Origin of the sequence: Paenibacillus polygoni, assembly GCF_030263935.1 — a bacterium.
Taxonomy (GTDB): Bacteria; Bacillota; Bacilli; order Paenibacillales; family Paenibacillaceae; genus Paenibacillus; species Paenibacillus polygoni.
On record NZ_CP127162.1, the window covers coordinates 1,675,171 to 1,688,831 of the forward strand.

Consider the following 13,661-nt stretch of genomic DNA (forward strand, 5'->3'; position numbering starts at 1 on the left):
GGTTTACAAAAGAGAAAATAGCGCTTAGTAATAACGACTTACTAAGGGGAAAATAAAAAAAAGAGGGTAAACAATTACGTTTACTCCCTCTTTGTGTATGTTACGACCGATCCGGTCTTGGCGGCAATGGACCCAAAAATTGATAAAACTGAGTTTCAATCCGTCCATTGTACAATTTTCTGCGTTTGTCTGCTTTTTGATTGAAATGTTTTTCGAATGATGTAGTGGAGGTAATGGCAAAGAAAGACCATGTTGGCACTTCTGCAGCAACTCTCCCTAAGGAGTAGATCAATCTTTCAATTTCCGTTTGCTCACCAATCCGTTCCCCGTAAGGTGGGTTTGTAATCAGACATCCATAATCGCCTTTTAGGCGTACACGGGAAACAGGAAGAACATCAAGCTTAATTTCTTTTGCAAAACCAGCGCTTCTGACTGCCGCTTCTGCAACTTCAATAGCTTGCGGGTCAATATCACTGCCTGCGATTTGCAGCGGTACGTCGTCTTTTACGAGGTCAAAGGCTTCTTCCCGTGCTTGGTTCCACACTTCAGCAGGGACAATCGGCCAGTGCTCTGCACTGAACGAGCGGCGCAGACCAGGAGCAATGTTCCACCCAATCATGGCAGCTTCAACGAGCAGGGTTCCAGAACCGCAGAACGGGTCATAAAACGGGCGATGCGGGCCCCATCTGCTTAGCTGAACAAGAGCCGCTGCGAGTGTCTCTTTAAGTGGAGCCTCGGTGACGAGTTTCCGGTAACCGCGTTTGTGAAGGCCGGCTCCACTGGTATCGATCGTCAGCATAGCGATATCATTGAGCAAATGGACCTCGATGACGAGACGCGGGCCATCTTCCGGAAACCATTCCGTATGATGCGTCTGCTTTAATTTTTCTACAATGGCTTTTTTGACGATCCCTTGGCAAGCGGGAACACTGGATAATTGCGATTTATGGGAACGTCCTTGGACTGGAAATTCACCATCCGCAGGAATCCAGTCTTGCCAAGGCAGCGCTTTTGTTCCTTCAAATAGTTCATCAAACGTAGTAGCTTTGAATTCGCCCATTTTAATCAGGATCCGGTCAGCACTGCGCAGCCAAAGATTACATCTGGCAATATCAATAAAATCACCGGAGAACATCACCCGTCCATTCTGGGTGGTTACGTCGGTATAGCCGAGCAGTTTCAATTCTCTTGAAACGACGGCTTCTGTCCCCATGGGGGTCGTTGCAATTAATTGCAAAGGTTGCATAAAAAAACGTCAACTCCATCTTGGTCATCACTGCTGCTTATAAAAGAAGCGGCAGGATTACCTTTCTTATATTTTCTTATATTTGAGTGTGTTCTTGCCTGATTGAATCAGGACCAGTACAATGATATACGCACCTTTCGTCTTTCGTCTAGAGTAGACAAAAACAAGGGTATATAAAACAAACATTTATTATAGAACAATTATGTCCATAAGGAAAGTAGAATGAAGGAGGAAGTGAGTGAAGTGAATATTCATCCAGATGATTATGTAAATGATTTATATAAGGAAGATCCGCTCTTGGCTGAAGTCATCCAGACAATTAAGGAAAAAGGAATGCCAGAGGTATCTGTTGCCCCTGCTTATGGCCGATTACTAACGTTTCTCGTACAAACATCAGGAGCCAAAAAAGTGCTCGAAATCGGAGCTTTAGGTGGTTACAGCGGCATTTGTTTATCCCGAGGAATGTCTGAAGATGGAAGACTTACATCTCTGGAACTTAAGGAAGAATATGCAGCACTTGCACATGCCCATCTGACAAAAGCAGGGTATGGGGAGAAAGTGGAATACAAGATTGGACCTGCAGCAGACAGTCTTGAAGCGCTCAAAAAAGAAGGCGAGAAATTTGATTTCTTTTTTATTGATGCAGATAAAGAAAATTACCCGGTATATCTTGAGTATGCAATTCAGCTGGCAAATCCGGGAGCGATTATTGCAGGGGATAATTGTTTCTTGCGCGGCAGAACACTAAACACAGAGAAAAATGGGCCTTCCGTTAAGGCCGTTCGTAAATTTAATGAAAGCATTGCAACTGATGAACGCCTGATGAGTACCATGCTTCCTGCTTATGATGGACTTGCGCTGGCGATCGTGAAATAGATTCGTCTAAAAGTTTATACAAAATTAAAAACAGCAGCACTCCCGCAAATCCATGAGCCCGGGGGTGCTGCTGTTTATACGTCTGCTTTTTCATAGTATAGTTTAAACACCAAGTCCTGATTGTAGTTGCCGAACCCTGTTCCAAATAAAGTAGCTCCTCCGATATGCTCGGCATCTTCTTCCACAGCAATTCGAAATGTCCACTGCTTTGACCGAATATCGACATCCTCTAGGGTAATATCTGAGATTTTATGTCCATCGATAAAGGTGCCGTCATTATTTACACGAAGTACCTTATACAGTCCATATTGGTTAATCTCATCCCACCACCAATCGGGTGTGAACTTGCCGCGCGATCCGCCAAAATCTCCAGGGCTCGTCCAAATACCAAGCCGTATTCCATTGAAGAAGAAAGAGATATCAGAAGGCCAATTATCATTAGCCGAAGGGGCTTCGGAAGAAATCTCAAAAGAAATCTCAAGTTCCGTCGGTTCTTCGCTTTTTAGAATGAAGTTCGCAGTTCGATACTCCACATAACCTTTGGTAAACCATAAAATTTTTGCATTTACTCTTTCCGCATCCAAAAAGTATCGAGGTTCGTCAAACATACCGATTACTTTTGTGGTTGTTGCAAGACCGCAGGTTGGCTCAACGACGAAATCACTATAATGACCTATGGATACGATGTATTCGTGGAACCTGCGGCGTGTTCTTTCTTTTTGAGGAAAGACGATTTCAATACCTTCCGTAGTCAGCTTGCACATTTTCTTAGTTCCGTTTTGACCCGAAACAAGACTGGATGTTATAATTCCTGCTTTTTCTAATTTCTTGACATGCATCGTCATGATTGCACTGCTTAAGTTTAGAGCTTGTGCTAGTTCTTTTACGTTCATATCTTGGTGTGACAGCAGCTCGATCATTCGCAGTCTCACATCACTTGCAAGAGCCTCATATACAGGCAGATATAATTCATTGGTATTAATGATCATGAAAGTGAAGTCTCCTTCGGTCAATTGATGTTTAAGTATATATTTGGAATAGATGGATTAATTATATTATAAAAAGTCAAAGGATACTATGCTAAGGTTTCTATGATATCTGATCATAGGTATCCTTATATCATACGCTAGTTGATGTATAAAATAAAAAAGGATTTTCTTATCAAGCTTTACTTAGCCGCTTGAAGAAAATCCTTTTTTACAAATAAAATCAACAAGATCGATATAACGATGGTTATTGTGATCTAATAGATTTTCGTGAATAGAGTTTTGTCCGTACCCAAACCACATTAATGAGAAGAAGCACCCCTGAAATAATAAAGAGACCTTCAATTCCAATAAAACCGGATAAGAACCCTCCGACTACTGCACCAATCATATTTCCTAACGCCAGTGTACTGCTGTTGAATCCAAAGGCCCGGCTTTCCATTCCGTCAGGGGTATACTTGCGAATTAGAGAGTTGACGCTCGGAAGCAGTCCCCCCATAAATACACCCATAAGGAACCGGATCGCGACAAGCTGCCATACACTATGGACGAAAGCTTGAGGAATCAGGGTCAATGCCGCTCCGATCAGTGCGAAAGTCAAGATACGATGGGATCCAACCTTGTCGCTCAGCTTACCGAGTAGAGGAGAAGTAATCATATTGGATATCCCTGCTACTGCACTGACCACTCCTGCAAAGAAAGCAAGATTCTCTGCTGTACCATGGAGCTTATGTACATACAGCGGCAAGAGTGACATGGGACTCACCATTGCAAACTGCAGGAGAAAAGTAACGGCAAATAACGCCGGTAATTGAGGCGCTTTTGTCAGTTCACGTAAACCTTCCAAAACGGACTGCTGGGGCAGATGCGAAGCTTCTTCTCGGTCGAATTTTTCTCTGACCAAAAAGAGTGCCAGCATAGATGCCACAAAAATAAGCGAACCCGTAATGTAGAAAATAGGTCTAAACCCTACCAGATCGGCTAGAATACCGCCGATTAGAGGCCCGAGAATCGTACCTGCAACTTGTCCGGATTGAACCGTTCCCATGGCAAAACCCATTTGTTTCTTCGGTGTCGTTCCAGAAACGAGTGCTACCGCAGCGGGATTAAAGCCGGATATTGTACCGTTTAATAAGCGAAGGAACAACAGATGCCAGGGGCTCGTAGCGAGTCCCATAAGGGCAATGACAATCGCCATTCCGAATCCGGAACGAAGCAACATGATTTTTCTGCCATATTTATCTGCGAGTTTCCCCCACAGAGGCTGAAAGATAAAGGATGTCAAAAAGTTAGCAGCAAAAATAAAACCTGCCCATAGTCCGATTTCTCGTTCACCCGTTACACCGAGGTCTTGAGCGAGATAAAGGGACAAAAACGGAGTTACCATCGTCATGCCTGCGTTAACGAGAAACTGTCCGAACCAGAGCACAATGAGATTGACTTTCCATGATTTCAAGGCGCCAGTTCACTTCCTTTCTGCCGTTTCTTAAGTTGAGTGTTTTCATTACTTTAGTATAGCACACTAAATTTTGGCTATCGGTTAAGCCGTTTAATGACAGAAATTCTTTACTACTTCTTCAGATGTCTTTCATATTAGTCTGAAAAGCTTCATCTAATTGTCAAGGGATGTTCGCTTTGCTATCCTTGTTACCTACTCATAAAAAGGGCATAATGAAGTAAAGACTTAACAATAGGGGAGGCCCCAAAATGGCATACAATAATACGTTTATAGAAGCCAGCTTCAAAAGACAAGTAGATCGGTTGCCTGTATGGTACATGAGACAAGCGGGGCGCTATGACCCTGAATATCGGAAGATAAAAGAAAAATACACACTTTTGGAGATTTGTAAACAGCCCGAACTTGCAGCTGAGGTGACGATGTTACCTATACGCAAGCTGGGTGTGGATGCAGCGATCCTATATTCTGACATTATGAATCCGGTAGCTTCTCTTGGTGTTGACTTTGATATCGTCAAAGATATTGGACCTGTCATCGCTAATCCAATTCGCTCAGCGGCTGATATTGAGCGCCTTACACCCATTGATGTCGATAAGGATCTATCTCACATCATGGAGACAATCCGAATATTAGATCATGAACTTCAGGTTCCGCTTATTACTTTTGCAGGGGCACCTTTTACAATAGCAAGCTATTTAATTGAAGGTCGTCCGTCGAAAAGTTACATACGAACGAAAGAGATGATGTACGGCGAGCCCGCTCTTTGGTTTGCATTAATGGACAAACTTGGAGATATGGTGATTACTTATGTTCGTCATCAGATTGAAAATGGAGGAAAAGCTTTTCAGGTATTTGACAGCTGGGTAGGAGCGCTTGCCCCGCAAGACTTCAAATATTATGTACTGCCTACCATTACTCGTATCTTTGATGAACTGTCGGATCTAAAAGTACCTAAAATTTACTTCCCAGGCGTAAGTTCGGGTGAGCTGCTTCCTACACTGCACGAGGTCAAAGCTGATATTATTGGACTTGACTGGAGAGTCTCTATTACCGAAGGGCGCTTACGACTCGGTGAGAAATTTGCCGTACAAGGGAATTTGGATCCTTATGTACTGACTGCCCCAATGGACACGATTAAGGAATATGCCAAAGATATTATTGATCAAGGCATTCAGTCTCCTGGCTTTATATTTAATCTAGGACATGGCTTATTTCCAGAGGCTTCGATTGAGAAATTGAAAGAACTTACGGATTTTGTTCATGAATATTCAGAGCAAGCCATTCGTGCACAAAAGTCCACTGTATTTTAAATAAGACGAACAAGGGATGGATGAGATAATGAATCAAATAGGTGTACTCGTGATGTCATACGGCACTCCTCAAAGTATGGAGGATATTGAAGCATATTATACACATATTAGACGCGGAAATAAGCCGACGGAAGAACAACTCTCTGAACTAACCGAACGATATGAAGCGATTGTTGGCGGAGTTTTTCCGCTTCGCGAGAATACGAACAAGCAAGTTGAAACATTAGAGCAGACTTTGAAACAGGATGCCAGAACCGAAGGTACAGAGTATCGTTGTTACCAAGGTTTGAAGCATGCGAGCCCGTTTATCGAAGATGGGGTAGATGCGATGGCGGCAGACGGTATTAAAAAAGCGATTGGAATCGTGCTCGCTCCTCATTACTCTACAATGAGTGTTGGTTCTTACATCAAGAGAGCTGAAGCAAAAGCAGAGGAACATGGGATCGACATGAGTTTTATTGAATCCTATCATTTACATCCAAAGCTCATAGAGGCACTTACCATGCGAGTAGTCGCTAAGTTGAACGATTTTGAAGAGGCGGGAGCGATCCGTAAAGATGTTCAGGTATTGTTCAGTGCTCATAGTCTGCCGTCAAAAATCGTAGAGATGGGTGACCCTTATCCAGAACAGCTGCTTGAGACTTCCAAAGTGGTAGCAAAACAAGCCGGGGTAGATCGTTGGCAGTTCACCTGGCAAAGTGCAGGTCGTACAGCAACGCCGTGGCTTGGGCCCGATATTCTTGATACACTGCAGGAACTTAGCAAAGAAGAGGTTGAGGATGTACTTGTCGCACCTATTGGTTTTGTATCCGATCATCTCGAAGTACTGTATGATCTGGATATTGAAGCAAAAGCAGTCGCTAAAGAACTCGATATGCGACTCATGCGCATCGATTCGCTGAATAGTGATCCGCTTTATATGGAAGCACTCAGTGATGTTATTATTAGACGTGTGGATGAAAAGTGGAACGCTAATTAGTAATCTAATATAACGTGCGATTTGAATCAATTTCATAACTCATTAAAACGATAAATTTGTAACTATATATACCCCTGATTAAAGCAACTAAAGGTATTATGAAATTGATTCATTTGCAGTACATTTTCATTGAAATAACCGCAAGGCTTCTCTCTATACGAGATCGCTTTGCGGTTATTTTGTTTGCCTAACATTTCTTCGTCTCTATGAATTCACACCAAATATCCTTTAAATGGTATAATAGATTCGTTTCATAGACTTGTAAGATTTCTTTACTAGTCAATTATAGGAGAAGGAGATTGTATGTTACCCTCAAGAACAGAAAGAAGTAAAGCAGCGAAGAAGAAAAAACAACGGAAGAGAACCCAAAAATGGATAACCATTAATATGGTGTTAGTTTTACTAGTTGCAGGTTATATGATTGCGATTAGGACAGGAAACATGCCGTGGATCTTAAACAATAGCCAGGATCAAGCTGATATGGTGGATCAATCTAATGTATCAAATTTAGCTCCAGAGAGTAACGAGCAAATTCCTGATGATACAGAGCAGGATATAGCTGATGATAAGGAACAAGAGGCAGCTAATGATAAGGAACAAAAAGTAGATGATCAACAGCAAGGTAGTGAAGAACAAGCTCCCGGTGAGCCCCAAGACGAGGGACAGAAGCGGGAACAAGAGTCTACAACACAAGAAGAGCAAGACTTGATAAACGAACCTGATCAGAAACTTGATGATGAATCGAATAAGTCAGATGAGACCAAAGAAGCAGCCAAGGAAGAAGAATTAATAAATACATCTGCTAAAGAGTCAATTACGATGCACTTTGCAGGAGATGTTCAATTCTCAGGTAAAGTAGAGGATTTATTATTAAAAAAAGGGTTCGACTATCCTTATCAACATTTGGGCTCTTTGTTTACAAATGATGATCTTACCTTTATTAATTTGGAGACACCTGTCACTACAGGCGGCGTAGCCGCTCAGGATAAAAGCTTTGTATATAAATCCTCTCCAAAAGCGCTCAAATCACTGGCTGAGGCGGGGGTGGACGTCGTAAACCTGGCCAATAATCATATATTGGACCAAGGAGTACAGGGTCTAACGGATACACTTACACATCTAAAAAGCAATAAACTCAGCTATGTAGGTGCTGGCCTGAATCGAAAGGAAGCCTACAGCCCGGTTTATTACGAGAAAAATGGAATTAAAATTGCATTATTAGGTTTTACAAGAGTTATTCCTGAAGCAAGTTGGCGGGCAGAAGCAGGGAAACCTGGTGTGGCGGACGCATATAATAGCACGGAAGCGGTAAAAGCCATAAAGCAAGCACATAAACAGGCAGATCTCGTCATTGTCATGGCTCATTGGGGAAAAGAGCGGCATACAACCCCTGATGAGAATCAAAAAAAATTAGGTTATGAATTTATTGATGCAGGCGCAGATCTTGTGATTGGCGGTCATCCCCATGTCCTGCAAGGATTAGAGTCCTATAAAGGGAAATGGATCGCCTATAGCACAGGTAATTTTATTTTTTCAAGATCAGCTACTGCGGAAACGTGGAAAACGGCGATCTTTGAAGCAACATGTCAAAAAGACGGGAAATGCGGTATCAAAGTATTACCTTATCATGCGGAGCTTGCTCAGCCCGTTCCCATGGACAAGAAAGAGGGAGCAGCACTGCTGCGTGAGATTCAGAATAGATCATTTGGAGCTAAAATAAGCGAAGACGGGACGGTTACATCCATTAAATAAAATCGTTCCTGCAAAGAGGGTGAAGTTAGATGGACAATCCATGTGTAGCACATCGCGGGTATTCTTCCCTTGCTCCTGAGAATACAATGGCTGCTTTCCAACTGGCTATGGAGCAAAAGCAGGTTTCCTGGATTGAGCTAGATGTGCAGCTCTCTCGCGATGGAGTTCCTGTGGTTATCCATGACTTCCGTCTGGAAAGAACAACGAATGGCAGTGGCAATGTTAGAGATCATACCCTTGCTGAACTAAAGAAACTGGATGCGGGAAGCTGGAAATCGAAAAAGTTTGCGGGGGAACGTATTCCTACTTTAATGGAAGTACTTAAACTTACCAAGGGGAAAGTGAAGCTTAATATTGAACTGAAAACAGTTGGGAATATGTATCCGGATTTGGCAGCTACCGTTATTGAAAAACTGCAAAACGCTTGGAAACCTCGTGATTATGTCATTACCTCGTTTGAGAAGAAGGCATTACAGCAGGTAAAACGAGTTCATCCCGATCTTCCAACAGGGCTGATTATTAATGCATCTCCTGCAGATCTTTCAAGGCAGCTAGAAGAACTAGGATGTCATTTTCTATCCATTGGATTTCCTTATGTCACGAAGTCGCTCATAAAGGAGATGACTAGCAAAAATATTACAGTCATGGCATGGACGATTGATTCATCGCGTATCATGCGTAATATTGCAGCGCTGGACCCAAGTATTATGCTGTGCACGAATCGGCCTGAATTGTGGAACAAAGCGAACTCCAGGAAGTTATCGAAATTATTTAAATCGAGTTCACCCAAGTAGACATGACAAGAGGAGAGAAGAGATATGCAAAAAACAATTCGAAATGTATATTGTGTGGGGCGAAATTACCGGCTTCATGCGGAAGAACTAGGGAATGCGGTTCCAGAAGAACCAATGATTTTTATGAAACCATCTCATGCACTTGTAATGATGAATGGACAGACTCTCGCACTGCCCGAAGGACGCGGTGAAATCCATTATGAAGCAGAACTTGTCATCAAAATAGGAAAAGAAGTTTGTCCTGGAGAAGTTATAAATCAAGTAGTGGACTCCTACGCTTTCGGCATTGATTTTACCCTGCGAGATGTACAGTCTAAACTAAAAAGCAAGGGCCACCCTTGGACAGCAGCGAAAGGTTTCCTTGGTTCTGCTCCCATCAGTGAGTTTAGACCTTTTGAAGGAATAGACGCTCTTATGGCGTCTGATTTTACGCTGAATAAGAATGATGTAGAGGTGCAGCGGGGCAATATTAAGGACATGATCTTTAGTCTTCAGGAAATCGTAGATTATGTAGCACTGCATTATGGACTTGGCGAAGGAGATCTTATATTTACAGGAACGCCTGCAGGCGTAGGACCAGTTAAGTCGGGAGATATGCTAAAAATAAACTTTGCTGGTGAAGATATGGGCAGTATTACGATTAAGTAATTAGATGTATGACAGATGATAAAAAGGAACTAAATAAGGACACGCTTTTGCGACTATCCTGAATCAGCTGGTTGCGATTGCGTGTTTTTTATATGGTCTGATTCATTAGCTGGACTGACTCGGCATGGATCCGCGTGTTATACTATTGAAATATAAAATAGATGTACAGGAGAACTGACACATATGGATTATATATGGGGTACTTTATTTGCACTCCTCGTGGCTGGTGCTGCCTACAGAAAGAAGTCACTGACAGGTTCGGGTTTTGCTGCAGCTGTTGTGATGGGTGCAGTATACTATGGAGCAGGTAATTTATTCTGGTTCGGCACATTGCTGCTATTTTTTATTACTTCAACCCTGCTCTCAAGATATAAGAAACGTGAGAAGCGTGAATTAGAAGCATCCTATGCAAAGAGCGGAAACCGGGATGCTGCTCAAGTATTTGCCAATGGCGGACTTGGGATGATAGCAGTCATTCTATATGCTCTTTTTCCGCATCCCGTGTGGATGTATGTTTTCATAGGGATCATGGCAACGGTTACAGCGGATACGTGGGCTACGGAAATTGGAAGTCTTAGCCGTAGAAGACCGAGATCGGTCATTACACTGAAACCAGTAGCTCCCGGTGCTTCTGGGGGAGTGACATGGACAGGTAATCTTGCATCGATGTCAGGAGCGCTTCTTATTGGTGTGGGAGCTTATCTTTTCTTACATGTAGCAGGGCAAGAGATGCCTTCTTCCTTATTATCATATGCACTAATTGGGCTTATCTCTGGTTTTGCTGGAGCTTATCTTGATTCTCTGTTAGGAGCGACGGTGCAGCGAATGTACCGCTGTAGGGTATGCGGTAAAGAAGTGGAAGTCCATGAGCACTGCGGTGTTAGGACGGTAAAAAGCCGTGGTTTAGGCTGGATGAGCAATGACCTTGTGAATTTATTAAGTTCCTTGTTCGGCGGAGCTCTGGCAGGTATTCTGGGGCACTTTATATTTTAAATGAGTAGATTTACAGGGTGGTGATAAGAATGGATCCAATAGACAAACAGGAAGCGATCTTGGACGCGGGTTATCATCTGTTTGGGATGAAAGGTTTTTACGAAACGAAAATGTCCGAAATTGCCGATGAGGCTGGCATTGCCAAAGGAACTATTTATTTATATTTTAAAAATAAAGAAGCTCTTTTTACAGCAGTGACTCGCAGAGATTGCGATCGTTTTCTTCAGTCAGCCAGAGCTATTTTAAAAGACTCTTCTATGAACATGCAAGATAAACTAATTGTTTTCGCACGGAATCATTTAACATACTATTATGAGCGGCGGCAGCACACAAAGCTGTTCTTTATGACGCCAAATAATGATCCTGAGCTCATAGAGTTTATGAAACGTTTTTTACAGGAGTATATGTATATTGTGCAAGAAATGCTCGCAGAGGGCGGATTACCAGATCCCGAACTGTATGCTGTTTCTTATATTGGTATTTTAGACCGGCATAAAATGGATATTATGGTCAAACCAAATTTTGGGGCAGAGGAACTGGAGAAAAGAGTGAAGTTTGCTAGCAACTTATTCATCAATGGTTGTGGTAAAGAGCTTGCAAGTTCGTACTTCACCTAATAAAAACACTTATAAGATGTATCTAAACTGAAGTAAAGTAGGGAAATTTCATAATGAATATAATGACAGTTGAACATATTTCCAAAAGCTATGGAGAGAAGATTCTTTTCAAAGATGCGTCGTTTGGTATGAACGATCAAGATAAAATCGGTATTGTGGGAGTAAATGGTACAGGTAAATCCACATTTCTTCGCGTAATTGCAGGTAAGGAACAAGCAGACGAAGGGAATGTGGCGATCGGTAATCATGTAAGGATTGAGATGTTAGATCAGAATCCCGATTATGACCCCGATATCACGGTGCTGCAGCAAGTATTTCAAGGTGACTCACCCGAGATGCAGACCGTTCGCAGCTATATGGAAATTATGGAACTGCTAGAACTAAAGCCAAATGATGAAATGCTGCTGCAGAAGCTAACTGCAATTAGTGAAAAGATGGAAGCCCATGATGTATGGCAGCTAGAGAGCGAAGCTAAGACCATTCTCTCTAAACTTGGCATTCAGCAGTTCGATGCAAAAATGGGCAGTCTATCGGGTGGACAGCGAAAAAGGGTTGCGCTTGCTGCTGCACTTATTCATCCATCGGATCTTCTTATACTGGATGAGCCTACAAACCATATTGATAACGATTCTGTCGTTTGGCTGGAACAATATTTACAAAAACGCCGCGGTGCGCTTCTTATGATCACGCATGATCGTTATTTTTTGGACCGAGTAGCGAATGTGATGATTGAACTTGATCATGGACGCCTTTTCCGGTATGAAGCAAACTATACTAAGTTTCTAGAGCTGAAAGCAGAACGTGAAGAGAGAGAAGCATCATCAGAGCAAAAACGGCAAAATTTATTACGCAGCGAACTTGCCTGGATTCGCCGAGGCGCGAAAGCAAGGACGACCAAACAGAAAGCAAGAATTGACCGCTTTGAAAAACTGAAAGATCAGGACATTCTCCATCGTTCTGGCGATCTGGAAATGTCAGTGGCTTCTGCTAGACTCGGCAAGAAGATTTTAGAAATAGAACATCTGTCTAAAAAAATCGAAGATCGCACCTTGGTAGATGATCTAAGTTATATTGCAGTTCCTGGTGACCGTGTAGGTATTGTAGGTCCAAACGGCAGCGGGAAATCAACACTGCTTAATATGATTGCAGGCCGAATTCAGCCAGATTCCGGTGAGATTGTAGTAGGACCTACTGTTAAACTGGGTTACTTTACACAAGAACATCAAGAAATGGACGAGAACCTAAGGGTTATCGAATATATCAAAGAAGAAGCAGAAGTGATTCGCACAGGAGACGGAGAAACCATTACTGCGGCTCAGATGCTCGAACGATTCTTATTTCCTCCTGCAGCGCAGTGGACGTATATTTCCCGTTTGTCAGGGGGAGAAAAGCGCCGTCTGTATTTGCTAAGAGTCCTGATGTCTGCACCTAACGTACTTCTTCTAGATGAGCCTACGAATGATCTGGATATCAGTACCCTAAGTGTTCTCGAAACCTACTTGGAAGATTTCCCTGGCGTTGTTTTTGTCGTATCGCATGATCGGTATTTCCTTGATCGTACGATTGATAAAGTGCTTGCCTTTGAAGGCGAAGGTCAGGTGAGAGTACATGTAGGGGATTACTCTGAGTACGCAGAGTGGCTTGTGAAGAATGGGCAAGAGCTCGGGAAAGAGATGAATAAAAAAGAATCAAGTGTGGAGAAAAAAGATTCTCCAGCTGCATCTGTAAAGTCTGAAGATACGCCTAAAACGAAACTAAAATTTAGTTTTAAAGAACAGCGGGAATATGAGCAGATTGATACAATGATCGAAGCTGCAGAGCAGAAGATAGCAGATCTTACTTCTCAAATGGAAGAAGCTTTTGCGGATGCATCAAGACTCCAAGAATTAATGAAGCAACAGACAGAGGCGGAGTTAGAGCTGGAACATTTAATGGAAAGATGGACTTATTTAAATGAACTAGCAGAGCAGATTGAACAGAACAAGAAGTAAATAACATGGA

General features: G+C 42.5%; 12 protein-coding genes. 9 read left to right on the top strand and 3 right to left on the bottom strand.

The features are described from left to right. Positions 1–100: 100 nt before the first annotated feature. Entirely contained in the window at positions 101–1,246 is a 1,146-nt protein-coding gene (locus QPK24_RS08055) for a THUMP domain-containing class I SAM-dependent RNA methyltransferase (protein ID WP_285747699.1), read from the bottom strand. 222 nt (positions 1,247–1,468) lie between these two features. Here QPK24_RS08055 and QPK24_RS08060 point away from each other — a divergent pair, with 222 nt between their 5' ends. Next, positions 1,469–2,122, top strand: coding sequence for an O-methyltransferase (locus QPK24_RS08060; protein WP_285747701.1), 654 nt, complete (start codon positions 1,469–1,471; stop codon positions 2,120–2,122). A 74-nt stretch (positions 2,123–2,196) separates the two neighbouring features. Here the strand turns inward: QPK24_RS08060 and QPK24_RS08065 are convergent, their stop codons facing one another. Both QPK24_RS08065 and QPK24_RS08070 read right to left on the bottom strand, forming a co-directional pair. Beyond that, entirely contained in the window at positions 2,197–3,111 is a 915-nt protein-coding gene (locus QPK24_RS08065) for an ArsR/SmtB family transcription factor (protein ID WP_285747703.1), read from the bottom strand. Positions 3,112–3,355: 244 nt separating this feature from the next. After that, positions 3,356–4,564: an MFS transporter gene (locus QPK24_RS08070; RefSeq protein ID WP_285747705.1), complete on the bottom strand. Its 1,209-nt coding sequence runs from the start codon at positions 4,562–4,564 to the stop codon at positions 3,356–3,358. Between the two features lie 251 nt (positions 4,565–4,815). Here QPK24_RS08070 and hemE point away from each other — a divergent pair, with 251 nt between their 5' ends. The 8 genes from hemE to QPK24_RS08110 all read left to right on the top strand — a co-directional run bounded on the left by hemE (position 4,816) and on the right by QPK24_RS08110 (position 13,651). Further along, positions 4,816–5,877 carry a uroporphyrinogen decarboxylase gene (hemE, locus tag QPK24_RS08075; protein WP_285747707.1) on the top strand — a complete coding sequence of 354 codons (1,062 nt, stop codon included), beginning with the start codon at positions 4,816–4,818 and terminating at the stop codon, positions 5,875–5,877. A gap of 28 nt (positions 5,878–5,905) precedes the next feature. Next, positions 5,906–6,856, top strand: a complete 951-nt coding sequence (gene hemH, locus QPK24_RS08080) for a ferrochelatase (RefSeq protein ID WP_407082962.1) — start codon at positions 5,906–5,908, stop codon at positions 6,854–6,856. Between the two features lie 303 nt (positions 6,857–7,159). Then, on the top strand, positions 7,160–8,608 hold the full coding sequence (locus QPK24_RS08085; protein WP_285747709.1) for a CapA family protein: 1,449 nt from the start codon (positions 7,160–7,162) through the stop codon (positions 8,606–8,608). Between the two features lie 29 nt (positions 8,609–8,637). Beyond that, complete coding sequence (locus QPK24_RS08090; RefSeq protein WP_285747711.1) at positions 8,638–9,402, top strand: glycerophosphodiester phosphodiesterase; 765 nt, start codon at positions 8,638–8,640, stop codon at positions 9,400–9,402. 24 nt (positions 9,403–9,426) lie between these two features. After that, positions 9,427–10,050, top strand: coding sequence for a fumarylacetoacetate hydrolase family protein (locus tag QPK24_RS08095; protein ID WP_285747713.1), 624 nt, complete (start codon positions 9,427–9,429; stop codon positions 10,048–10,050). Positions 10,051–10,233: 183 nt separating this feature from the next. Further along, entirely contained in the window at positions 10,234–11,043 is an 810-nt protein-coding gene (locus QPK24_RS08100) for a DUF92 domain-containing protein (RefSeq protein ID WP_285747715.1), read from the top strand. A gap of 29 nt (positions 11,044–11,072) precedes the next feature. Beyond that, a complete protein-coding gene (locus tag QPK24_RS08105; protein ID WP_285747717.1) occupies positions 11,073–11,660 on the top strand; it encodes a TetR/AcrR family transcriptional regulator in 588 nt (195 codons plus the stop codon). Positions 11,661–11,713: 53 nt separating this feature from the next. Then, entirely contained in the window at positions 11,714–13,651 is a 1,938-nt protein-coding gene (locus QPK24_RS08110; protein WP_285747719.1) for an ABC-F family ATP-binding cassette domain-containing protein, read from the top strand. Positions 13,652–13,661: the final 10 nt, after the last annotated feature.